The organism is Kitasatospora sp. NEAU-CNBT7 (assembly GCF_057220535.1).
Genome location: NZ_JBXQQB010000003.1, coordinates 248,003 through 271,116, shown reverse-complemented (window position 1 = coordinate 271,116; position 23,114 = coordinate 248,003). Strand labels below are relative to the sequence as shown.

The window sequence follows — 23,114 nt, the reverse complement described above, 5'->3', positions numbered from 1 at the left end:
TGAATAGGTGAAGCGATATGAGTGACCTACTGGCGCGACTGCGCGAACGCGGCTGGCGGATGACCTCCCAGCGGCGTGTCGTAGCGGAGGTCCTCGACGGCGACCACGTCCACCTCACCGCCGACGAGGTGCACGCCCGCGCGGCGCAGCGGCTGCCGGAGATCTCCCGGGCGACCGTCTACAACACCCTCGGCGAACTGGTCTCCCTCGGCGAGGTCATGGAGGTCTCCACCGACGGCCGCGCCCGCCGCTACGACCCCAACGCGCACCACCCGCACCAGCACCTGGTCTGCTCCGGCTGCGGCACCATCCGCGACGTCCACCCCACCGGCAGCCCGCTGGCCGACCTCCCCGCCGAGGAGCGCTTCGGCTTCACCCTCTCCGGGGTCGAGGTCACCTACCGGGGGCTGTGCCCGGCCTGCGCGTAGCGCGCGGCCGGCGGATCCTGTGCACGGGACGCCCGGCGCCGGGAATCTTCCTCCGTCCCCGGTGGTTCAGGTGCCCGGAGCACAGAACTACGGCAAGGGCGCCCGGGATTCGGGGCGGCCGCCGGTCCGGCTGCCGCAGACTGTGGCCTGAGCACATGTCGAGCCCGAGGATGGATCTGATGGTTGAACGGCCCCTGACGCTGATGGCGGTGCACGCGCACCCCGACGACGAGGCCACCGGGACCGGGGGTGTCCTGGCCCGGTACGCGGCCGAGGGCATCAGGACGGTCCTGGTCACGTGTACCGACGGCGGCTGCGGCGACGGACCGGGGGGTGTCAAGCCGGGCGAGGCCGGGCACGATCCGGCGACCGTCGTCGCGATGCGCCGCGAGGAACTCGAGGCGAGCTGCGAGATCCTGAAGGTCGGTCACCTGGAGCTGCTGGAGTACGGCGACTCCGGGATGATGGGCTGGGCGGCCAACGACGTCCCCGGGTCGTTCTGGCGGACGCCCGTGGCGGAGGGCGCGGCCCGGCTGGCCGAACTGATGCGGCGTCACCGGCCCGACGTGGTCGTGACGTACGACGAGAACGGGTTCTACGGCCACCCCGACCACATCCAGGCGAACCGCATCACCATGGCGGCGCTGGAGCTGACCGATCTGACGCCGAAGGTGTACTGGACGACCGCGCCGCGCTCGATGATGCAGCGCTTCGGCGAGGTCATGCAGGAGTTCGGCGAGGGCCGGCCCGAGCCGGACCCGGCGGAGGCCGCCGCGCTGGCCGAGATCGGCCTGCCCGACGAGGAGATCACCACCTGGGTGGACACCACCGCGTTCGGCGGCCAGAAGTTCGACGCGCTCGCGGCGCACGCCAGCCAGGGCGAGAACATCTTCTTCCTCAAGATGGGCAAGGAGCGGTTCACCGAGCTGATGGGCACGGAGACCTTCGTACGGGTCCGGGACACCACCGGCGCGGCGCTGCCGGAGAACGACCTCTTCGCCGGACTGCGCTGACCCCCTGCGCGGTCGCGGTACGGACCCTCACCGCGGGCGGACCTGGCGCGCCAGGTCCGCCATCAGCTCGTCGGCGACCACCTCCTCGACCACCGCGGTGCGCAGCTCGGCCATCGCGTCGGCCAGGTCGCGGTCCCACGGGGCCGGCGTGAGGCGCCCGGGGTCGGGGCCGGCGGGGACCCGGGCCGCGGCGGCCCGGTAGTCGGCGGCGGCCATCCGCCAGGGCGCGGCGCCGGTCCTGGCGAGGACGTGCGCGGCGATCCGGATGCCCTCGCCGTCGAAGTCACCGTGGTGGTGCAGGGCGGCGCCGCGGTCGCCGAGCAGGTGCAGCAGCCGCACGACGGCGGTGTTGGGCCAGCCGGAGGTGCAGACCACCGGCGGGCAGGACGGGCCGAAGCGGCGCAGCGCGAGGGCGAGCACGCTGGGATTCTCGGTGATGTGCACCGGCCCGCCGAGGCCGCCGAGCGGCCCGGGTGAGCGCAGTTGGGCGAGGGTCAGGCTGACGGGGTGTCCGGCCCCGGCGCAGATCCGGGCGGTCCGGGCGAGCGGCCCGTCGCCGGGCAGGCGGAGACCGGCGGCGAGCACGGTGGCGGAGAGTTCGTCGTCGGTGACGCCGGCCCGGCTCCAGAGCGCGCGCCGGGCGGCGGCGCCCTCGGGTGCGCCGGTGCCGTACAGCACGGCCAGCGCCCGCAGGACGAGCGAGGACAGCCTGGTCCCGTCGTCGAGGGCGTGGGAGTCGCCGTCGAGCAGCCGGGCGGCGAGCACCGGGAGCGGTTCGCCGTCGGCCGGGACCGCTGCCAGGACGGTCAGCGCGGCGGTCAGCAGACCGCGGGTCCGCTCGGGTGAGCCGTCGATCAGGCCGTGGCCGCGCAGTTGGGCCGCCCACTCCAGCAGCACGGGCTGCGCCGTGACGACCTCGTGGCCGGCCAGCCAGTCCCAGACCGCGGCGCGGCGGTCCGCCTCGCGGGCGCGGTCGGCGGCCCGGTCGCCGACCGGCCCGAGGATGGCGGCCGCCACCTCCCGGACCGGCCCGCCGCAGGCCTCCGCCACCGCGGTCTCCAGCTCCGCCAGCGGGACCGTTGTCACGGCCGCGGGGAGCCGGTCGAGGCCGAGGAGGTCGGCCAGGGCCTCGCGGCCGGCCTCGTCGAGCGGCCCGACCCGGATCCGGCCGACCGGCCGCCCGGTCGAGAGGCGGTCGTGGACGGCCCGCCACAGCGGCCGCAGCGCCGGGACGTCGAGCGGGTGGCGGCCGGTCATCCCACCGCCGCGGGGCCCGGGGCGTCCTCGTCCGGCACCAGGTCGGCGCCGGTCCAGGTGAACCGGGCGCTGGTGACGGCGTCGTCGCCGTCCGTCCCGGTGATCAGCTGGTGGACGGCGATGCCGGGGAGCTCCCGGTAGGTGCCCCACTCGTGGTCGGAGGTGAGCACCAGGTCGAGGTCGAGCGCCGCCAGCAGGCCGAAGACCTGGCCGCGGTTGACCGTGTCGACGCCGACGAAGACCTCGTCGAGCAGGATCAGCCGCGGGGACTCCGGGACCGCCTCGTAGTGGGCGGCGACGGCGGCGAACAGCGGCAGGTGGAGCGCGATGGCCTTCTCGCCGCCGGAGAGCGCGCCGTGGAGCTTCTTGGTGAGCAGCTGCCAGCCGGCGCCGTTGGCCCGGTCCAGCTTGACGACGAACTGGTGCCAGGCCGTGTAGTCGAGCACCTCGGCCAGCTGTTCCTCCCAGGTGGCCGCCGTGTTGCGGGTCCTGGCCTCCTCGATCCGGCCGCGGAAGAAGGCGTGCAGCGCCTCGCGGTCGGCTTCGGTGATCCTGGCCGGGTCCTTGAGCAGGAGTTCACGGGCCGTCCTGGTGCCGGCCGGCAGGTCGGGGTGGATCTGCCAGACCAGGCGGACGGCGACCCGGGAGGCGGTCCGGACCCGTTCGAGATGGCCGTTCATCCGCTCGACCAGCTCGCCGGACTGGCGGATCCGGGACGCCAGGTGGCGCCGGATGTCACCGGTGAGGGTCTGGTCGAAGAGGTCGCGTTCGGCGGCGGTGATGTCCTCGCGGCTGCGGTCCCGGTCCTCGGTGAGGGCGGTGAGCAGGCCCGCCGCGCCGGTGCGGACACCGTCGACGGTGGCGGTCAGGACGTGGATGTCCTCGTCGGCCTCCAGTTCGAGGTCGGCGCGGGCGCCGAGGCTCTGGCGGGCCCGATGGACGGCCTCCGCCAGGCGGTTGAGCGCGTCGCCGAGGTTGCGCGGCCCGTGCGGCAGGTTCGGCCAGCCGGCGGCGGCCTCGCGGGCCGCTTCGAGGGTGGCGCGGGTGCCGTCCTCGGCGGTGAGGGCGAGCGGGTGGCCGGCGTCCTCGGGGAAGCCCAGCGCACACAGGCGCCGGAACCGCCGGGCGGCGTCGTTGCGCCCGGCCACCGCGTCGTCCCGGCGTGCCGCGTCCTGGGCGGTGGCCGTGCCCAGCGAGCCGATCCGGCCCTCCAGGGCGATCAGGGCCCTGGTGCCGTCCGCGAGTGCGGCGCGGGTCCGGCGCAGCGACGTGCGCAGGCCGCTGATCCGGGCGGCCACCTCGCGGTAGTCCGCCCCGATGGTGCTCTCGACGGCGGCCAGCGCCGCGCGCAGGCTCCGGGCGACGGCCTCGGCCTGGTCCGCCTCGGCCGCGCCGTCCTCGGCCACGGCCCGGGAGTCCTCGGCCCGGGCGCGGGCGGCTTCCCAGGACTGGCGGGCGGCCACCGCGGCGAGCCGGGAGTCCAGCCAGACGTCGGCGTGGTCGCGCAGCGCGTCGACGGCCGCGGCGGCGGACGCCAGGGCGGACCGCTCGGCCGGCAGGCCGTGCCCGGCGGCGGTGACCGCGAGCCTGCGTGACGCGCCGTCGACCGCCTCCTCGCGCCGGGCGAGCCGTTCGACGGCGGCGCGGACGGCGTCCTCGCGGGCGCCCACCTCGGACTCCGAACGCTCCCGGGCGCGCCGGTGCTGTTCCACCTCGCGGTGGTGCGGCCGGGCCGCGAGGTCGGCGCCCAGGCGCTGCCGGCGGCCGGCCAGCTCGCGCAGCTCCTCGTCGGCCGCGGCGACCTCGGCGCTCACCTCGGCCAGCCGGGCGGTGAGTTCGGTGATCCGGCGCTGCCGGGCGCGGGCCCGGGCCACCGCGCCGATGTGGCCGGACTCGTCCTTGGTCCAGCTGCCGGTGGCCGTGGCGAGCCGCCAGCCGCCGTCCGCCGCGACGGCGGCCGGGTGGCCCGCGGGGAGGGTGGGGCCGTACGCGATGCCGGCGAGCAGCCGCCGGACCAGGTCGGCCGGGACGGGGCCGTCGGGTTCGGGCTGCAGGACGTCCAGCAGTGAGCGGCCGGGGGCGGGGGCGGCCGCTGCCGGGTCGGCCAGGGTGTCGTGGCCGGGGACGGCGGTGCCGCCGTCGGGGGTGAGCCAGGCGTCCAGCAGTCCGGACGCCTCCAGGGCCGCTTCGATGCCGGCCTGGTCGGTGGCGGGCACGTCCGGGCGGAAGGCCAGCAGCTGCCACAGCGGTGCGCCCGCCAGGGCCGAGCGGTCCGCGGTGCGGGTGCGGGGCGGCGCCGGCGGGGCGCCGGCTCCGCCGGCCGCGTCGTCCAGGTCGGCGGCGGTCTGCGCACGCCGGGCGCGGGCGGCGTCCCGGGCGGCCCGCGCGGTGGTCTCGGCGGCCGTGAGGGCGCTCTCGGCGCCGCGGACGGCGGTCTCGACCAGGGCCAGGACGTCGGTCTCGGCGGCGGCCCGGGAGGCGAGCTCCTCGGGGTCGGCGATGCGCAGTTCGGCGCAGTCGGCGGTCGCCCACCGGTGCAGCCGGTCGGCGAGGGCGTCGACCGCGGACTCGTGCTCCCTGGCGCTGCGGTCGCGCCGTACGACGGCGTCGGCCAGGCCCTCGCGGGCGGTGTCCAGGTCCTCCTCCGCGGCCGTGCGCTGCGCGGTGCACCGCTCGTGGAGGTCGACGGCGGCGCGGACCTCGGCGATCTGGCCGTGCCGGGAGGTGACCGCGCCGCGCAGGAGGCGGCGGGCGGCGGACGCCTGCTCCGCCGCCTCCGCGGACGGTCCGGGGGTGTCGAGCATGGTGCGGAGCTCGGTGCAGAGGGACTCCATCGCCGCGCGGCGCGCCACGCCGCGGGTCTCCTCCTCGGCGGCGCGGGTGTGCTCGGCCCGGCGCTCCGCCAGCAGCCGTGCCTGCTCGGCCCGTTCGGCGTCCTCGGCGGCGGTCCCGGTCCGGCGGGCGGCGGCGGCGCGCAGCCGGGCGGCGGTCTCGTCGGCACCGTCGGTGCGGCGGCGGAGCTGGTCGAGTTCCTGGCCCTGCCGGTGGATCTCGGAGTCCAGCAAGCCCTCGACGGCGCCTTCGGTCTCCTGCGCGGTGTGCTCGAGCCGCTCGTTGGCGAGGGTGTGGCGCTCGCGTTCGGCGAGTGCCTCGGTGTGCTGCCGGTCGCTCTCGCGGGCGACCCGGGTGAGGTTGTCCAGTTCGGTGGTGGCGGAGATCAGCGCGGCCGCGCCGGCCCGCAGGACCCGCTGGGCGTAGCCGCGTTGCTGGGCCGCGACGGTGGTGGCCGCGGCGACCTCCTCGTCCAGGGTGCGCAGGTGCTCGCGCTGCCGGTCGAGCCGTTCGAAGCCTTCGGCGAGTTCGGCGATCTCGCCCTGGCCGAGCGGGGGCAGGGCCCGGGAGAGCAGCGAGGACAGCAGTGACGGGTCGAGCCGTTCGGAGAGTTTCGGGGTGCGCAGTTGCAGCAGGGCGGTGATCAGGGCGTCGTAGCGCTGTTCGCTGAGCCCGGGGAAGAGGGTGGTGCGTACCGCGGCGCGGTGGTCGGCGGCCGAGGCGTGCACCTCGCCGCGGCCCTGCAGGGCCTCGGCGAGTGCGGCGCGGGTCAGCGGCTGGCCGGAGCCGCCGGTGAGGGCGAGCCCGCCGGGGCGGTCGATCCGTGCGGTGGTGGTGAAGAAGTCGGCGGTGACGCCGCTGGTGTGGACGCTGGCCTGGAGCCGTGCGCCGCAGGTGAACCAGGCCGGGCGGCCGCCGCGGGCGTCGACGAACTCCAGCCAGACGTAGCCGACCCGGGTCTTGCCGGAGGCGCCCTCCCCCATCAGGTTCCAGTGCATGGTGCGTTCGGAGCCGCCGAAGGTGGACAGCCGGTTGGGGCGCAGGCTGGCGTCGAGGAGGAAGGGCAGCAGCACCTCCAGCGCCTTGGACTTGCCGGTGCCGTTCTGGCCCCTCAGCAGCAGCCGGCCCTGGTGGAAGGTGAACGTCTCGTCGTAGTAGCGCCAGACGTTGAGGATGCCGGCCCGGGCGGGCTGCCACCGTGGCACCGGCCCGGGGCCCGGGTCCGTGGTCCGGGCCGCGGACGGCTGCGGGAGGTGCGTCACGGTCATCGGGTGGGGTCCTCCGTGGTGGGGGCCGGGGTGCCGGCGGCGGGGTCGGCGGCGCGGTAGCGCAGGGCCGCGGGCCGCGGGAGCGTCCGGTCGCCCGCCCGGCGGGCCAGGCCGAAGTCGGTGAGGACCCGGACGGCGTCCGCCGCGAGCCGCGCGGCGCCGTCCTGGGACTGGTAGCCCTTCGCCCACTGCGGGAAGCGCCGCAGCAGGTCGTGGGCCTCGGCGGTGAGCTGTTCCGGGGTCAGTCCGCCGGCGGCGGCCGTCAGCGGTTCGAGCAGCAGCAGGGCCGCGACCCGGGCGGTGGCGGAGTCGTCGGGGAACCGGCTGTCCGTGGCGATGGCGTCCGGGTCGACCAGCAGCAGCCCGTCGGCCCGCTCCTCGAGGACGAAGCCGCCCTGCTCGGCCGCGCGCCGGACGATCTGGCGTCCCGTGGGCGAGGAGAGGTAGGCCAGTTCCTCGGCGGAGAGTTCGTCGTGGTGGAGCACCGGGTCGTCGAGGAGCCGCCGCAGCACCGAGTGCCGGAGCCCGAGGTTGCGCTGCGTCTCGGAGGCGTCGGCGCCGCCGTACCGCTGCTCGCGCACCGTCTCGCGGAGGAGTTCGGTGAACCGCGCCGGTACCTCCTCGGCCGGTACGGCCAGCCGGGAGGGGCCGACCGGCGCGGCGAGCAGGCGGATCAGCACGGTGGCGTCGACCCGGTAGAGGACCTTGGCGTCGGAGGAGTCGGCGAAGCTCTCCGTGGCACCGTCGACGGTGAGCAGCGCGCCGTAGGTCTCCAGCAGCTTGAGGACGTCCACGAAGGCCATCCGTTCGGCCCGGCTCGCGGTGTCGAAGGGCGGCAGGGCCGGGTCGGTGGCGCAGGCCTGGACGACGCGGTCGGCGAGCAGGCCGACGGTGGTGACGGGGACGGACAGCAGCTCGGCGGCGGCGACGCACAGCAGGGTGTAGCGGCGGCGGTCGAACGGCGCCCGGCCGGAGCGCGGCCGGCGGGCCGGGCGGGAGGCGTCGGGACCGGTCCGGATCTTGAGCAGCCGGGCGTAGCCCAGCCGTGGCTCGACCACCAGCTGCCAGCCGCAGTGGTAGTCGAACCACGTGGTCAGCGGGGCCTGCCGGCGGCGGATCAGTTCGAAGGCGGGCGGGTCCCCGCGTTCGGTGATCAGGGGGCGGCCGAGCAGCAGTCTGACGCCCCGGGCGATGTCCTCCCGCTCGGCGAGGACCAGTTGGTTGGCGAGGGTGCTCATCCGGCGGCCTCCCGGACCAGGGCGGGCCGGCCGCCGGGGCTGCGGATCTCCACCAGGTAGTCGGGGCCCTCCAGCCGGCCGCGGGAGGTGTGCAGCAGGGCCCGGCCGCCGTCGCCGGGCCGCAGGACGATCTCGACGCGGCCGTCGGAGGTGACCGCCCGGCGGGCGCCGCCGCTGTCCGGGCGGGCGGCCAGCGCCCGGCCGAGCAGGTCGAGCAGCCGCTCGAACACGGTGTGCTCCAGCCGGCCGAAGGCGGACAGCCGGACCGGGCCGTCGGTGCCCAGGACGTCCCAGGCCGCTTCGAGTTCGGCGCGCTCCTTGCGGGCGTGCTCGGCCCGGCCGGCCTTGACCTGCCCGATGTCGCGCACCCGGCCGGTGCGGGTGAAACGCTCGGTGCGGCCGCTGGTGCGCAGCAGCGCGGACACCTCGACGGGTGGCGCCTCGGCCCAGCTGTGCGAGGAGGGCACCAGTTCGGGGTCGGGATGGGCGAGGTGGGCGTGGCGGGCCGGGCCGAGCCCGAAGGCGGCCGACCACAGGCGGTGCAGGTCGTCCTCGGCGGGGGCGGCGGCGAACCAGCGGGCCAGTTCGCGGAAGTCCTGGGCGGCGCTGGAGGACCGCCGCCGCGAGTCGGTGATCCGGTCGAGGACCTGGAGGAGCGTCACGATGGCCCGTCGCGCGACGTCGTGCAGCTGCTCGACGCGCGGCCGGGTGCCGTCGGCCGGCAGGAACCAGGCCCGGAGGCCGTCCCAGCGCGCCCGGCGCCGCTCCAGCCACGCCGGTGCCGGGTCCCCGTCGGCGGCCGGGGGCAGCTCCGCGCCGTTCAGCGCGCGCCGGTGCAGCAGGTCGAGGCCGCGCTCCTCGACCCGCCGGACCGCCGAGGCGACGGCCTGGCCGCGCTGGTCGAGGTTGCGCAGGAACTCCTGGAGGTAGGCGACGGTCGCGGCCTTGACCTCCCGGAAGGTCGCCAGGTCCGCGCCCTCGGCGCGCAGCAGTCGCTGCAACTCGCCGTTGAAGGCCTTGGTGTTGGCCAGCAGTGCCTCGAGGTGGCCCTCCAGCTCCTGCAGGGTGGTGAAGACCCGGCGGTCGGAGGTGGTGGCGTCGCCGAGCAGCGTGTACAGCTCGTCGAGCCGGTCGGTGACGGCCTCCAGGACGGCGGTCTGCAGGGCACCGGTCGCGGCGAGCACGGCGAGGGCCTGCTCGACCGCGGCGAGCGCGGCCTCGCCGCGCCGGGTCAGGGAGTACTGGAGGTTGCGGCGCTCGTACTCCTCGGCCGTGCGGTAGTTCTCCGCGTGGTTCTGGACGACGTCGAGCAGGCCCCAGGTGCGCAGTTGGCGCAGGGCGTCGTGCAGCTCGTCGTCGTCGACGGCGTCGAGCCAGCCGACGGCGCGCAGCCGGGAGCGGACCTCGTCGAGCCCGAGCGCGGTCTCCAGCCGTTCGTTGGCCGCCCCGAACGCGTGCAGGACGGCGCCGTAGAGTTCGGCCCTCTCCCCGGTCGTGAACCGGAACATCTCCGGCGGGACCCTGCGCACCTGCTCCCCTCCCCTCGGCCGGTCACCCCGTACCCGGCGGGCACCACAGTACGCGGACGCACCGACAGCGCGGAGCGGGATCCGCATCTCGGGCGCCGCACCGGGCGCGCGGGGCGCTCGACGCCGGCCTGCGACGATCCCGTGCGCCGCCCGGAGGGTGGCCGGGTGCGCCGGGCCCGGCCGGGACCGGGCGGCGGGGGCGGAGGGGGCTGACCGGGCAGCCGCCTACGGGGCTTCCGGCGGGCCTGCCGTGGGGTCCGGGGCCGGTGCGGCGCCGGCCCTGGCCTGGGCGGCGGCCCGGATCGGGGACGGTCCGCAGGCCCAGACCATGACCCGGCCGCCGGTCCGGGCCACCGGCAGGTCCCAGGCGGTGCGGACCACCCCGGGCCGGTGGACACCGAGTTCGCCCCTGGCCCAGTCGGGCAGCAGGCCGAGCGAGGCGTTGGTCAGGAGCCGGACGGCGGTCCGCTCGCGGCGACTGCGGCCGAAGCCGCGCAACAGCCGCAGTACGTCCAGGGCGGGTGGCGTGACCCGCAGTTCGGGCCGGATCCGGGCCAGGTAGGCCGCCACCTCGGCGCGGGAGCGCGGTACCCCGGTGGCGCCCAGCCGTTCGGCGACCAGCGCCGCCTGCGCGTAGTAGTCGTCGGCCTCGGCGGCGGTCACGGGGGTGGTGGCGAGGGTCTGGTACCCGGTCAGGAAGCTGTACACCTCGGCGGTGTGCACCCAGGTGAGCAGGGCCGGGTCGTCGGCGCGGTACGGGCGGCCGTCCGGTGCGGTGCCGTGGATGTGCGGGTGGATCCTGCGCACGGCCTCGATCGCCGCGTCGGCGGCGGCCGTCGAGCCGAGCGTCGTGGTGGTGACGAAGCGGGCCGTCCGGTTGAGCCGCCCGGTCGGGTCGGTCCGGAAGTCGGAGTGGGCGTCGACGGCGGCCATCGCGAGCGGGTGCAGGGACTGCAGCAGCAGCGCCGCGAAGCCGCCGACCAGCATGCCGGCGGGGTGGCCGTGCACCCGCCACACCACGCTGTCCGGGCCGAACAGGCCCGGGTCGCCGGCCGGCCGGTCGTAGCGTTCCAGGTGCAGGTCGGGTCCGTGCACGGTCGCGTTGATCTCGGCCAGCAGCCGGGCCCGCAGCTTCCCCAGCACGCCCGCTCCGTCCGCCGCCACCGCCGCACCGGTCCGTACTGTCGCCATGTCCCACCCCTGCCCCGGCCGCCCGGACCACCACGGTACGCCCCCTCGAGCGACGCCGGAGACCCGCGGCCGGACAGCCGCGGGCCCCGGACGCCGCCGCGCAGATCAGCCGCGGATCAGCCGCAGTGGGAGTCGAACCCGCCGCTGACGTTCTCGCCGATACCGCCCTCCCAGTCGATGCAGGAGTTCGGCGCGTAGAGGTACACCGGGCCGGCGTAGCTGGTGTAGTAGTTCTCGTCGAGCGCCGCCCAGCCGGAAGCGCTCGACTTCTTCAGCCCGGCGAGCATCTGCAGTGCGGGGCCCGGGTTGTTGCGGACCGTCACCACGCAGTTCTTGCCGGTGGAGCGGCTGTAGGTCAGCCAGACCGTGCCGCCGGAGTTGAGGTCCCGGTGGTCGATGGTGCTGTAGCCCGAGCCGCAGGCCCCGTTGTACGAGGCGGCCTGGGCGGTCGCCGGCAGGGCCATCGCGGTGGCGCCGGCCACCAGGGCCAGCACGCCGGTCCGGGCGACGAGTCGCTTGCTTCGCTGGTGCATCCGGTACTGCGCTCCACTCTCGTTCGGCCCGCAAGGGCTGGTGCCCGGACGGGAGTTCGAGAGCGTAGGGGACGGCGGTAGCGGCCGCGTATCGCCCACCGGGCCGGCAGTAGCAGTAGGGGCGCCCGGGGGCCGCTACCGGAACAGGCGGTCCCCGGCGGTGGCCATCCGGTGGGTGCCGCTGTGGCGGTTGACCCAGTCGCGGACCAGGTTGACGGCGTTGGCGCACTGCCAGCCGTTGTCGTACTCGCGCACCCCGGTGAAGGCGCCGTAGCCCGCGATGATGCCGTCCACCCCCGCGTCACCCAGCAACTTGTCGACGTACCAAGGGTCGTTGTACGTGGTCGTCCAGGACAGCGTGGCCGCGAGCTGCCCGGCCGCGCGGTCCGCGGCGCCCTTCTTCAGCTCCGCGCAGGTGTTGTAGGTGGCCTCGGTGCAGTTGCCGAACCCCTTGGTGATGTCGCTGTCGCCGTAGTCCATCGCGCGGTGGCCGGCCGGGAACCCGGAGCCGGACCGGTTGAAGGCGTTGCGGGCCTGGTCGCGGGTCCCGGTCGTGGTGATCCCCTCCAGCGGGCCGAGCCGTCCTGCCAGGCTCTGCCAGCCCCGGCCGCCGACGTCCGGGGTACTGCCGCCGTGGTACTCGTAGAAGCCGTACAGCACCTGGATCCCGGCGGCCGTGAGCCGCTGCGCCTTGTCGCGCAGTCCGGCGACGCTGCAGCCCCGGTTCTGCTGCTCCCCGCAGTAGTTGGGGTCCTTGATGTCGAGCCAGACCAGCGCCAGCCGGCGTCCCGCGTCGGCGTTGGCGACGATCCGGTCGATCATGCTGTCGAAGCTGGGGCCGAGCCGGTTGTCCCCTGCCGAGGAACAGTCGTGGTACGCGCGCCACTCGTTCGGGTTCCACCAGGCGCAGACGTCGATCTCGATGCCGTTGGCGCCGTGGCCGAGCGCCGCGTCCACGCCGTCCAGGGTGTCGACCCGGTGCGCGATGGCGTAGACCGGGCGCCGCTGGTCGGCCGCGGCCGCGGGGGCCGTACCGAGGGTGGCGAGGCCGACGAGCGCGCACACGGCGGACATCAGCGTCGAGAGGATCCGCGCGCCTGCGCGGCGCCTGGGTCGGACGGTCACGATGGGGACTCCCTCGCGTTCGGTGACATGAAGCGGACATGTCGATCTCACCAACTGTAAGTTGACGTTCGATAAACGGACATGACGCTCGGTCGGAGCACAACGCCCCCGCCCCGGCGAGGGCCGGAGCGGGGGCGGGGACAGCGACGGGGACGGGGGCCGTGGGGCCCCGGCGGTCAGTTGGCCAGGCTGAAGTCACCGCCCACCGGTGCGGCGATCTTGTCGACGCCGGTCAGCGCGGTGAGCGTGGTGACCGGCTTGCTGCTGTCGTCGGTGGTGCCGTTGCCGAGCTGCCCGGAGCCGTTGTTGCCCCAGGAGCGGACGGTGTTGTCGCCGAGCAGCGCCACCGTGTGCTCGCGGCCGCCGGCCACCAGCTGGACGCCCTTGATGTCCGGGACCGGGACCGGGGTGATCCGGTAGTCGGTGGTGCCGTCGCCGACCTGTCCGGAGGTGTTCTGCCCCCAGGCCTTGAGGCGGTTGTCGCTGTCGGTCACGGCCAGGCTGTGGTTGCAGCCGGCCGCGATCTGCGAGACCCCGCCGAGCCAGATGCCCTGGGTGTCGACCGGCGTGTAGCGGCTGATCGTGCTGTTGTCGCCGAGCTGGCCGGTGGCGTTGTAGCCCCAGGCCTTGACCGCGTTGCCGCTGGTGGGCTTGGTGGGGCCGCTGGGCGGGCCGACCAGGGCGAGGTTGTGGTTGCAGCCGGCGGCGATCCGGGTGACGCCGGTCAGGTTGGTGACCGGGGACGGAACGCTGCGGCTGGCCGAAGTGCCGTCGCCGAGCTGGCCGTTGATGTTGTAGCCCCAGGCCCAGACGGTACCGTCCTCGCGCAGCGCCAGGCTGTGGTTGAGGCCGGCGGCGATGGCGATCACCTTGTTGAGGCCCTCGACCCGGACCGGGACGCTGCTGTCCGCGTTGGTGCCGTTGCCGAGCTGGCCGTAGTTGTTGCGGCCCCAGGAGACCACGGTCTGGTCGGCCAGCAGGGCGAGGCTGTGGGAGCCGCCCGCAGCGATGTCGGTGGCGTTGGAGAGGTTGACCACCTGCCCGGGTGCGTTGTGGCTGAACACCGAGCCGTCACCGAGCTGCCCCGACCCGTTGGCACCCCAGGACATCACGGTGCGGTCGGTGAGCAGCGCCAGCCCGTGCCCGGTGGCGGGACCGGACCCGCCGGCGGCGATCTTGACCACCTCGGCGCTGGTCAGCCCGAGCACGGTGGTCGCGGTGGTGCGGAAGTCGGTCCAGGTGCCGTCGCCGAGCTGGCCCGCGCGGTTGTTGCCCCAGGACTTCAGCCGCTTCTCCTGGGCATGCGCGCTGCCGGCCGGCAGTGCGGCCAGGCCCAGCACCGCGGCGGCGGCCACCGTGGTGGCGAGGACCGGGCGCAGCCGGTTCCGCCGTGCGGTTCGGGAGATCATCATGTGGTGCCTTCCTGCTCGATGAGGGGGAGTCAGCGCGCCAGGCTGAAGTTTCCGCTGCTGGGCGCCGCGACCATGGAGACGCTGCCCGACTTGGCCAGCACCTGGACCGGGGTGTTGCGCTGGGTGGTGGTGCCGTCGCCGAGCTGGCCCTTGTCGTTCAGGCCCCAGGCCTGGACGGTGCCGTCGGAGAGCACCGCCAGATTGTGGGCACCGCCGGCGGCGACGGCCGTCACCCCGGACAGCCCGGGGACCGGCACGCTGGTGTTGCGCTGGGTGGTGGTGCCGTCGCCGACCTGGCCGTTGGCGTTGTTGCCCCAGCCGCGCAGGGTGTGGTCCTGCAGCAGGGCGATGCTGTGGCCGGCGCCCGCGGCGAGCGCGGTGACGTCCTCGAGCTCCAGCACCGGTACCGGGTACGGCTTGTTGACCGCGGTGTCGTCACCCAGCTGGCCCTTGTCGTTCAGGCCCCAGGACATCACGGTGCCGTCGGCGAGCAGCGCCAGGGCGTGGGAGGCGCCGGCGGTGATGCCCTTGACGGTGGTCAGGCCGGGCACCGAGACGGCGGTGGTGCGGGTGGCCGGGGTGGGGGCGGGGACCGCCGCGGTGGAGCTGGCGGGGGTCGGGGTGACGCCCAGCTGGCCCTTGTCGTTGACCCCCCAGGTCTTGACCGTGCCGTCCTTCAGCAGGGCCATGCTGAACGCGTCGCCGGCCGCGATGGCCTTGACGTCCTCCAGCCCGGCGACCGTCACCGGCAGGTTGGCGTTGGTGGTGGTGCCGTCGCCCAGCTGGCCCTTGTCGTTCAGGCCCCAGGCCTTGACCGTGCCGTCCTTGAGCAGCGCGAGGGCGTGCGAGCCGCCCGCCGCCACCGCCTCGACCCCGGTCAGCCCGGCGACCGAGCCGGGGACGGACCACTCGTCGGTCGCCCCGGCGGCGCCGTTGCCGAGCTGGCCCTTGTCGTTCTTGCCCCAGGCCTCGACGGTGCCGTTGCCGAGCACGGCCAGCGCGAAGCCGGTGGTGGCGGTGCCCCCGGCGGAGACCGAGTTGACCTCGGCCCCCGACAGGCCCACCACCGAGATCGGGGTCAGCCGCTGGGTCTTGGCGGTTCCGTCCCCGAGCTGGCCGTTGGCGTTGTTGCCCCAGGCCCGGACCCGGAGGTCGTAGGCGGTGGCCGCGGAGGTGGGCAGTGCGGCGGAGCACAGCAGGGTCAGGCTCGCGACCAGCGCCGGAGCTGCGGTGACGGGCAGGCGGCGGAGCGTGTGGTGCAGCGGGAGCATCTCGTCCTCATGTTCGCGGTGGTGGGGTGGGGTGGGGTGGGTGGCGGGTGCCCGCGGCCGGCGGTCTGCGCGCCCGGCGCTCGGTGCGGTACGGCCCGACGACGGCCTGACGGCGGCCGCAACGGCGACCCGGCGCTGCGCGGCGTCCTGGCTGCGCGGCCGCAGATGGAAACGGGTGTCGGATCGAGCAATCCCTGCCCCCGGGCCGGAACGGTTGTGCGGATACGGACGGCTTTCCACACCGTTGGCCCAGCCGGAAAACCCGCCGTCGCCCTAACGGACCGTCACTGGTTGCGGTGCGTGATCGAACCATCGAAGCATGGACCGTTGGGGGCCCGGATGATCAGCGGCCCGCCGGGACAAATGCCCGACATCCAAGCCGACTTCAGTGGGAGTGAGCAGTGCAGCGGACACAGCGAGCCCGATATCTGGTGGTGACTCTCAGTTGCGCCATCGCCATGGCGGCCCCCGTTCCCGCCGGGGCGGAGGACACCGAGCCGGCCGTCGTGGTGAACGGGACCTTCTCCTCGCCCACGGTGCCGGACCCCGGCTGGTCATCCACCATCGACAGCTGGAGCGGGAACGGATCACTCGCGTCGGTCAGCCGCGCCGACCATCCGCGGGGCTTCCAGGCGGTCGCACTCCCCCCGGCGGACCTGGCTCCGGTCAGCACCCGGGTGCGCGGCGTCCGGGCCGGTGCCACGGTCACCCTCAGCTGGGACGACAACCCGGACCGTTGCGCGGCGGGCATCGCCAGGCGGACGTACACCGTGACCGTCGCGGGCGCCGCCAACCAGCCGGGCAGGTTCACCACCAATGACAACATCGGCAAGGCCAACTGGTTCCTCGGCCGTACCTACTCGTTCACCGCGGCCGAGGACGCCCCGCAGATCACCTACACCTCGACCGTCACCACGGACGTCGGTTGCCGCCCGATGATCGCCAACGTCGCTGCCAAGCAGACGGCTCCGCCTCCGAGCGCCTCCTCGAGCGACCCCTGCGCGGGCGACGCGAAGGACAACCCGCAGTGCAAGGACGTCGCCGCCGACCAGGCGAAGATCGACAAGTGCCCGGCCTCCAGCCGGGACTGCCTGGCCGAGGTGGCGGGCAAGGGCGACAAGGAGAACGCCGGCATCGACAAGGAGACCCAGGCCGTCGAGGACTTCGGCAAGGTCCCCCGCGATCAGGACCCCAACGCCGCGGCCGGCGGCCTGTGCGCCCTCCCGAATGCGCTGACCTCCTCCGTCGGACCCGGGGACGCGGTGGTCCCCCCGAGCGACTGGTGGTTCTGCTGATGGCGCGCCGGCTCCCGCACCGACTCCTGTGCACGGCCGCGACGGCCGCCCTGGCGCTGGCCGCCGCCCCGCCCGCGCGGGCCGCCGACACCGTGGAGGTGCAGGTGCCGAACGGCACCTTCGCGCTGCCCGTCGCGCCCGACAACGGCACGGCGGCCGGACACGCCGACTGGTCGCCGGACAACACCGGCGTGGTCTTCGGCAAGGCGCTCGCCCAGCACCCCCTCGGCCTCCAGGCCGCCGCGCTCAACTGGAACGGCGCCGCGCTCTCCCTGCGCACCCGCCTGTGGGGCGTGAAGGCCGGCTCGCACCTGACCCTCAGCTGGGACGACAGCCCCGGCGTGGACCGCAGGTGCAGGCCCGAGCAGGTCAAGGACGGCCAGACGTACAACGTCTCCCTGGTCACCACCGGCCCGGCACCCGATCCGCAGATCACCACCAACGGGACGGACACCGTGGGCGTCGCCAACTGGGCCACCGGGCGGGTCTTCGAGTTCACCGCGACCGAGGACAACCCGATGGTCTCCTTCGACTCCGCCGAGCAGCGCGACTCGCTCTCCTGCGGCCCGCTGATCACCAACGTCACGGCCAGGCAGACCCCGGCGCCGGTCGACCAGAAGATCCGCAAGGAGCAGCTCCCCGGCCCCAAGGCCTACCGGGGCAACGACCCGCTGGAGCCCGGCATCGCGGTCGACGACTGCGAGGGGTCCGCCGTCAACTGCGTGTTCACCGTGGACAACCGCTCCTCGTACCCGTACTACGGCCGGACCAGGATCGTCGGCGAGGTGTACATCAACTGCACCCGCAACCCGGTGGTGGACGACCACCGGATGGAGAACACCGAGCCGCCGTACGACAACCTCACCCAGTACTACGCGCTCAAGGGCGCGCCGCTGGTGCCCAGCCGCTCCGACATCTCGCAGAGCCGTCCCAACCTGGCCGCGCAGGCCGCCGCCGGGTACAGCGCGGCCGGCGGCAACGCCGCCGCGGTCTCCACCAGCACCCCGCTCACCTGGAGCAGGACCACCACCAAGGCCCTCAATCCCACCATCCAGCCCGGCGAGATGAGCTGGATCGAGGTGCAGCCGGCCCGCGAACGGGTGGTCGGCAGCTTCACCAACTCCCGTAACAAGTACCGGCTGGACGCCGTCTTCGACGTCCCCTCGAACTCCCTCCCGGACCGCTACTACCAGCGTTCCGGCCCGCTCACCGAGACCGAACTGCAGCGCTGCGGCTCCGCCCGGCCGACCGCCGGCACCCCCGACAACGGCACCGGCACCGGCCAGCGCCTGCTCACCCTGGACGCCCCACCCGCCGGGGCGCGCACCAGGGCGGTGCTGCTCGGGCCGTGATCCCGGACCCGAAGGACAGGCCGCCTGCCCCGAATTCGGGCAGGCGGCCTGTTCCTCGACGGCGCGGGCTGCTCCTCAACCGCGGGGCCGGTCCAGCGGCTCCCAGGTCCGCTCGGGCGTCAGCCGGAAGCGCCCGGTGGGTTCGGCGCCGCCGGTGTGCGGCGCCGCCTCGATCAGGCCGTCGCCGGACGGGCGGCCGGCCGAGCGGCCCGGCGGGCGCAGCGAGCGGCAGCGGTCGGTGGCGCTGAAGGTCTGCGCCACCACGGTGCTGACGTTGACGCTCGACGGGCTGTCCACCACGACGTTCTTGATCAGCTTGCCGAGGGAGTCCACCCGCAGCTCGCCGACGGTCCGGGTCATCGCGTTGAGGACGCCGAACTGGAGCTCGTCGTTGGCCTTCACGGTGAACTTGACCTGGGTGGTCTCGGTGCTGGACCGCTTCCACTCGTGCGAGTAGGTGGCCCGGAAGGCCAGCGCGAAGGTGGCCGTCGCACTGAGCTTGAGCTGCGCGGCCCCGGTGACCGTGCCGCCGACGTTCAGCGTCGCGCCGTTGGCGATGTCGGCGTTGGGCCCCTTGTCGGTCGGCGCGGTGTGGTCGGTGTGGGTGATCTCCGTGGTGTTGCTGCCGGTCGCGCTCGCGGACACGTCGGTGGTGTTGTCCACGGTGCCGGACAGGGTGGCGCTGCCCGAGATCTCACCGGCGAGGTTGTCCGTCGTGCTCGACTCCAGGACCACCGTACGGAACACGTCGATCGGGCGGTCGGTGCAGTTGACCGCCGAATTGCCGACCGAGACCACGGCGTTGGTCAGCTCGCGGGAGAGTCCCGGGATGATCCGGAACGAGCAGCCGTACTCCCGGCCGCAGGCGCGGGCGACGGCGGGTGCGTCCGGCAGCGGGGTCTCCCCGTCGAAGGCCTGCGCCACCGCGTCGGCGCCGGTGCCGGCCTCGGTGCCCGCGCCGCCGTCGACGGCGCCGGCCGGCCCGGCGCAGAGGATCAGCGCGGTCAGCGTGGTCAGCGTGGTCAGGGCGGTCAGCGCGGTCAGGGCGGTCGCGGGGGCCGGCAGCGGCCGGGCCACGGGGTGCTGCTTCCGGCGGTTCACCGCTGCCTCCAACTTCCCTGCGCCGTGCGGACGAACACGGCGTCCGGCGTCCGGCGGGCGCTCTCCGCCCGGTCGGGGGCGAGGTCGACCAGGCCGCCGCCGGCCGAGCGGCCCGGGGGTCGCAGCGACAGGCACTTGTCCGGGACGGAGAAGGTCTGGGCGACGATCGAGCTGACGTTGACGGTCGACGGGCTGTCCACCGTGATGTTCTTGATCAGCTTTCCGGTGTCGTTCACCTTCAGCTCCCCGGCGATCCGGCTGGCCGCGTTCACCAGCCCGAACTGGATCTCGTCACCGGCGCCGACGGTGAACACCACCCTGGTCGACTCGGTGTTCACGGCCTGCCACTGCCGGGAGAACGAGGCCTGGAACGCCGACTCGAAGGTGGCCTTGGCACCGAGGTGCAGGGCGTTCGAGCCCGCGACCGTGCCGGTCGCGGAGGCGGTGTTCTTCGCCTGGTCCTCGGTGTACGGGCCCTTGTCCTTGTTCGGCCCGTAGTTGGTGATGCTGTTCACCAGCCCCGCCGTCGCCGTCGCCGACCCCGAGACGGTGACCGTGGTGTCGACGCCGCCCTCCAGCGCGGCCCGGCCGGAGATCTGGCCGCCGATGTTGTCGGTGCTGCTGGTCACGAAGGTGACGGTGCGGTCGATCTCCATCAGGCCGTTGGTGCAGTTGATCGCGGCGTTGCCCACCGACAGCACCCCGCTCACGAACTCCCGCGGGGCGCCGTACATCCGGAAGCTGCAAGCCGAGGCCCGGTCGCAGAGCCGGGTGACCTCCTCGGTGGAGGCCAGCGGCGTCTCCCCGTCGAGGGACTGCGCCACCGGCGGCGGCGGAACGGCCGCGTCCTCGGCGCCGGCCGGTACCGCGAACGGGCCCAGTGCTGCTATCACCGCACCGGGCACCAGGACGGCGAACCGGGCACGGCGCCCTCCGGTCTGCGGGCATGCGGGAACAACCACAGGTGCTCTCCTCACTCAAGGGGCGGGGCCGGCGGCCGTGGGCGGGCGCTGAGGGTCCGTGAGCGGCGCCACCGAACCGGACGGCGCACGGGGCGACGCCCAACGGTGCCTCCACCGCCGAGACTTCCATCGTGGACGAAGGGCCGCCTTCGATCATGCGCCATTCGGTACGGCGCGGCCTCCGAAGGGAGCAATCCCGTTGCTGCGGGCGCCGGGTGGCACGCGGCACGGCCGAGGACGCCGGGCCCGGCCCCGAGCGCGGTCCGACGGCCGAGGCCGATGCGGAACCTGTGACTCCGTCATCATGTGATTGACTCTCCGACCATGACTTGGTGGCGAGGCAGAGACAAGAGTTCCGGGACGGGTGGCGCGGCTTCCCCGTCCGCCCCCGCGTGCACGTGCTGCGACGGCACACTTTCCGCCGGCGATCCCCGGTTCAACCTCTCCCTGCCCGATCCGGTCGCCAAGATGTCGGCCTACGCGCAGCAGACCTACATCAGGTTCATGTCCGACTTCATGGTCTCGACCGAGAACATCGGCGCCTTCACCCGCGCCCTGCTCCCGGTCACCCTGACCGACGGGCGGACGGTGACCTTCGGCGTGTGGGTCGCGATCGACGGGCAGACGTACCAGTACATCTCCGAGCTGGGCCACGACGGCACCGACGAGGAGTACGCGACCATGGAGTTCGAGGGGCTCCTCGCCAACGCCCTCGAGCCGTGGGGGCGCAAGATCCTGCGGGCCGAGGTGTCCGTCGCGATCCCCGACTCCCCGTTCGACCGGCCGACGCCGCAGATCGTCAGCAGCGGCCACGCCACGGTGACCCGCATGCTGACCGAGCCGTGGGCGCCGGGGAAGGTGCTCACGGGCAGCCGCGCCTGGGCGCTGCGGTACGACGCCGACGCACCGCCGGTCCCCCACCTCCACTGATCCACTGAGGTGCGCACTCCGGAGCGTTACTGCTTGACAGCCTGCGCAATACTGTAACGCGCACGGCCCGGGCATCGTCCGAGCGGGCAGCACGGCTCGGGCTCCGTGGCCCGAGGAGTACCTCTCCCCAGCAGCTCCGGAGCACCACATGCACCCCTTCCTCGACCACCCGGGGCCGCTCGCCTTCGCGCACCGGGGAGGCGACCTCGGCCACCCCGAGAACTCGCTCGCCGCGTTCGAGGCCGCCGTGGCCCTCGGGTACCGGTACCTGGAGACGGATGTGCACGCCACCCGCGACGGGGTGCTGGTGGCCTTCCACGACTCCCGCCTCGACCGGGTCACCGACCGCACCGGGGCGGTGGCCGAGCTGCCCTGGGAGACCGTCCGGCAGGCCCGGATCGGCGGGACCGAGCCGGTGCCGCTGCTGGAGGACCTGTTCGGGGCGTTCCCCACCGCCCGCTTCAACATCGACGTCAAGGCGGCTCCGGCCGTCGCGCCGCTGGTCGAGGCCGTCCGCCGGACCGGCGCCTGGGACCGGGTCTGCGTCGGCGGCTTCTCCGACAGCCGGCTGGCCGCCGTCCGCGCCGCGGCCGGCCCCCGGCTGGCCACCTCGCTCGGCCCGCGCGAGGTCGCCAGGCTGCGGCTGCGCTCGCTGGCCGGGCCGCTGCTCCGGGGCGGGGGGCGGCCCTTCGCGGGCCTGTGCGCCCAGGTTCCGGAGCGGCACAACGGTGTACGGGTGGTCGACCGGGCCTTCGTCCGGGCCGCCCACCGCCTCGGCCTGCAGGTCCACGTCTGGACCGTCGACGATCCCACCAGGATCCGGGCTCTGCTCGACCTGGGTGTGGATGGCATCATGGCCGATCGCATCGACGTCCTGCGGGACGTCCTGGACGAGCGCGGCTGCTGGACCGACGGCAGCACCGGCTCCAGCACGGAGACAGGAGCCCCATGAACACCACGGCCCCCTTGCCGGACCCCCTCCCGGACCAGCTGCCGGACGGTCCGGCAGCCGCCGACGACGGCCGTGCCCTGCGCCGGATGCAGTTCGGCTGGTACATCAACGACTGGGCCAACGCCGCCTTCTCGGCCACCGTCCTGACGGTCTTCCTCGGCCCGTACCTGACCACGGTGGCCAAGAACGCCGCCGACGCGTCCGGCGACGTGCACCCCTTCGGTCTGACGATCCGCGCCGGCTCGTTCTTCCCGTACACGGTCTCCTTCTCCGTCCTGATCTCGGTCGCGGTGATGCTGCTGACCGGAACGCTCGCGGACCGCACCGGGCGCCACAAGGAGCTGATGTGCGGCTTCGCCTACGTCGGCTCGATCGCCACCATGGCGATGTTCTTCCTCGGCGGCGACCACTACCTCCTCGGCGGCGCGCTGCTGGTGGTCGCCAACATCGCGTACGCGGTGTCGGTCGCCCTCTCCTACGCCTACCTGCCGGGCCTGGCCTCCCCCGACGAGCGCGACGCCGTCTCGTCCAAGGGCTGGGCCTACGGCTACGCGGGCGGCGGTCTGCTGCTGATCGCCAACCTGGCGCTGTTCGAGGGCCACGACGCGCTCGGCCTGTCCACCGGCACCGCCGTGCGCATCTGCCTGGCCTCGGCGGGCCTGTGGTGGGCGCTGTTCACCATCGTCCCGCTGCTGCGCCTGCCCTCCCGGGCCGGCGTGGCCCCCGGCCGGACGGCGGCGGCCGCCGACCGGCCCGCCGCCGGCAGCCTGCGCGAACTCGGCCGCACCCTGCGCGGGATGCGCGAGTACCCGCTCACCCTGCTCTACCTGGGTGCCTTCCTCTGCTACAACGACGGCATCCAGACCGTGGTGTCCCAGGCCTCGCTCTACGGCAGCGAGGAGCTCGGCATGGGGCAGACCTCGCTGGTCGCCGCCGTGCTGATGGTCCAGATCGTCGCGATCGGCGGAGCGCTGCTGCTCGGCCGGATCGCCCAGCGGTACGGCGCCAAGCGGACCGTGCTGGGCTCGCTGGTCGGCTGGGTGATCACGCTGGCGCTCGGGTACTTCATGCCCGCCCACCAGCCCGCCTGGTTCTTCGCCCTGGCCTGCATGATCGGCCTGGTGCTCGGCGGCAGCCAGGCGCTGTCCCGTTCGCTGTTCTCCCACCTCATCCCGGCCGGCCGGGAGGCGGAGTACTTCAGCGTCTACAAGGTCAGCGACCGCGGCACCAGCTGGATGGGCCCGCTGGTCTTCGGCCTCGCGTACCAGATCACCGGCAGCTACCGCTCGGCGATCATCTCCCTGCTGATCTTCTTCGTGATCGGCTTCGCGGTGCTGGTCAAGGTGCCGGTGCGGCGCGCCATCGAGGCCGTCGGCAACCCCGTCCCCGAGCGCCTCTGACGGTGTCCCACGCAGCGAACGGCCC

Annotated in this window: 18 protein-coding genes; 7 read left to right on the top strand and 11 right to left on the bottom strand. The window is 74.3% G+C overall.

All coding sequences use genetic code 11. The features are described 5' to 3' along the window. Positions 1-17 precede the first annotated feature (17 nt). Positions 18-428 carry a Fur family transcriptional regulator gene (locus AC2TEW_RS06145; RefSeq protein WP_033821139.1) on the top strand — a complete coding sequence of 137 codons (411 nt, stop codon included), beginning with the start codon at positions 18-20 and terminating at the stop codon, positions 426-428. A 179-nt stretch (positions 429-607) separates the two neighbouring features. Further along, the gene (locus AC2TEW_RS06140) at positions 608-1,441 is read left to right on the top strand and encodes a PIG-L family deacetylase (RefSeq protein WP_484622283.1); all 834 of its coding nucleotides are present in this window, start codon (positions 608-610) and stop codon (positions 1,439-1,441) included. 27 nt (positions 1,442-1,468) lie between these two features. Here the strand turns inward: AC2TEW_RS06140 and AC2TEW_RS06135 are convergent, their stop codons facing one another. From AC2TEW_RS06135 to AC2TEW_RS06095, 9 genes are all read right to left on the bottom strand, one after another. Further along, on the bottom strand, positions 1,469-2,698 hold the full coding sequence (locus AC2TEW_RS06135) for a TIGR02679 family protein (protein WP_484622282.1): 1,230 nt from the start codon (positions 2,696-2,698) through the stop codon (positions 1,469-1,471). Continuing rightward, positions 2,695-6,798, bottom strand: coding sequence for a TIGR02680 family protein (locus AC2TEW_RS06130; protein ID WP_484622281.1), 4,104 nt, complete (start codon positions 6,796-6,798; stop codon positions 2,695-2,697). The genes AC2TEW_RS06135 and AC2TEW_RS06130 overlap by 4 nt, the downstream gene beginning before the upstream one ends. Beyond that, entirely contained in the window at positions 6,795-8,036 is a 1,242-nt protein-coding gene (locus AC2TEW_RS06125) for a TIGR02678 family protein (RefSeq protein WP_484622280.1), read from the bottom strand. The genes AC2TEW_RS06130 and AC2TEW_RS06125 overlap by 4 nt, the downstream gene beginning before the upstream one ends. Then, positions 8,033-9,565, bottom strand: coding sequence for a TIGR02677 family protein (locus AC2TEW_RS06120; RefSeq protein WP_484622279.1), 1,533 nt, complete (start codon positions 9,563-9,565; stop codon positions 8,033-8,035). The genes AC2TEW_RS06125 and AC2TEW_RS06120 overlap by 4 nt, the downstream gene beginning before the upstream one ends. 225 nt (positions 9,566-9,790) lie before the next feature. Continuing rightward, the gene (locus tag AC2TEW_RS06115) at positions 9,791-10,756 is read right to left on the bottom strand and encodes an oxygenase MpaB family protein (protein WP_484622278.1); all 966 of its coding nucleotides are present in this window, start codon (positions 10,754-10,756) and stop codon (positions 9,791-9,793) included. Between the two features lie 116 nt (positions 10,757-10,872). Continuing rightward, positions 10,873-11,289 (bottom strand): spore-associated protein A, encoded by a 417-nt coding sequence (locus tag AC2TEW_RS06110; protein ID WP_484622277.1) that lies wholly within the window; start codon positions 11,287-11,289, stop codon positions 10,873-10,875. A gap of 135 nt (positions 11,290-11,424) precedes the next feature. Then, the gene (locus AC2TEW_RS06105) at positions 11,425-12,414 is read right to left on the bottom strand and encodes a PI-PLC domain-containing protein (RefSeq protein ID WP_484622276.1); all 990 of its coding nucleotides are present in this window, start codon (positions 12,412-12,414) and stop codon (positions 11,425-11,427) included. Positions 12,415-12,590: 176 nt separating this feature from the next. Beyond that, complete coding sequence (locus tag AC2TEW_RS06100) at positions 12,591-13,826, bottom strand: RCC1 domain-containing protein (protein ID WP_484622275.1); 1,236 nt, start codon at positions 13,824-13,826, stop codon at positions 12,591-12,593. Between the two features lie 29 nt (positions 13,827-13,855). Beyond that, positions 13,856-15,097 (bottom strand): RCC1 domain-containing protein, encoded by a 1,242-nt coding sequence (locus tag AC2TEW_RS06095; RefSeq protein ID WP_484622274.1) that lies wholly within the window; start codon positions 15,095-15,097, stop codon positions 13,856-13,858. Positions 15,098-15,528: 431 nt separating this feature from the next. On the opposite strand from AC2TEW_RS06095, the gene AC2TEW_RS06090 reads away from it, so the two are divergent. Further along, positions 15,529-16,392, top strand: a complete 864-nt coding sequence (locus AC2TEW_RS06090; protein ID WP_484622273.1) for a hypothetical protein — start codon at positions 15,529-15,531, stop codon at positions 16,390-16,392. Then, positions 16,392-17,744, top strand: a complete 1,353-nt coding sequence (locus tag AC2TEW_RS06085; protein WP_484622272.1) for a hypothetical protein — start codon at positions 16,392-16,394, stop codon at positions 17,742-17,744. The genes AC2TEW_RS06090 and AC2TEW_RS06085 overlap by 1 nt, the downstream gene beginning before the upstream one ends. A 75-nt stretch (positions 17,745-17,819) precedes the next feature. On the opposite strand, the gene AC2TEW_RS06080 is transcribed toward AC2TEW_RS06085, so the two are convergent. Together AC2TEW_RS06080 and AC2TEW_RS06075 are read right to left on the bottom strand one after the other, a co-directional pair. Continuing rightward, the gene (locus AC2TEW_RS06080; RefSeq protein WP_484622271.1) at positions 17,820-18,845 is read right to left on the bottom strand and encodes a hypothetical protein; all 1,026 of its coding nucleotides are present in this window, start codon (positions 18,843-18,845) and stop codon (positions 17,820-17,822) included. Continuing rightward, on the bottom strand, positions 18,842-19,807 hold the full coding sequence (locus AC2TEW_RS06075) for a hypothetical protein (RefSeq protein ID WP_484622270.1): 966 nt from the start codon (positions 19,805-19,807) through the stop codon (positions 18,842-18,844). The genes AC2TEW_RS06080 and AC2TEW_RS06075 overlap by 4 nt, the downstream gene beginning before the upstream one ends. A gap of 324 nt (positions 19,808-20,131) precedes the next feature. On the opposite strand from AC2TEW_RS06075, the gene AC2TEW_RS06070 reads away from it, so the two are divergent. The 3 genes from AC2TEW_RS06070 to AC2TEW_RS06060 all read left to right on the top strand — a co-directional run bounded on the left by AC2TEW_RS06070 (position 20,132) and on the right by AC2TEW_RS06060 (position 23,089). After that, on the top strand, positions 20,132-20,737 hold the full coding sequence (locus tag AC2TEW_RS06070) for a DUF2199 domain-containing protein (RefSeq protein ID WP_484622269.1): 606 nt from the start codon (positions 20,132-20,134) through the stop codon (positions 20,735-20,737). A 148-nt stretch (positions 20,738-20,885) separates the two neighbouring features. Further along, positions 20,886-21,689 (top strand): glycerophosphodiester phosphodiesterase family protein, encoded by an 804-nt coding sequence (locus AC2TEW_RS06065; protein ID WP_484622268.1) that lies wholly within the window; start codon positions 20,886-20,888, stop codon positions 21,687-21,689. Then, positions 21,686-23,089, top strand: coding sequence for an MFS transporter (locus AC2TEW_RS06060; RefSeq protein WP_484622267.1), 1,404 nt, complete (start codon positions 21,686-21,688; stop codon positions 23,087-23,089). The genes AC2TEW_RS06065 and AC2TEW_RS06060 overlap by 4 nt, the downstream gene beginning before the upstream one ends. The last annotated feature ends 25 nt before the right edge of the window (positions 23,090-23,114 follow it).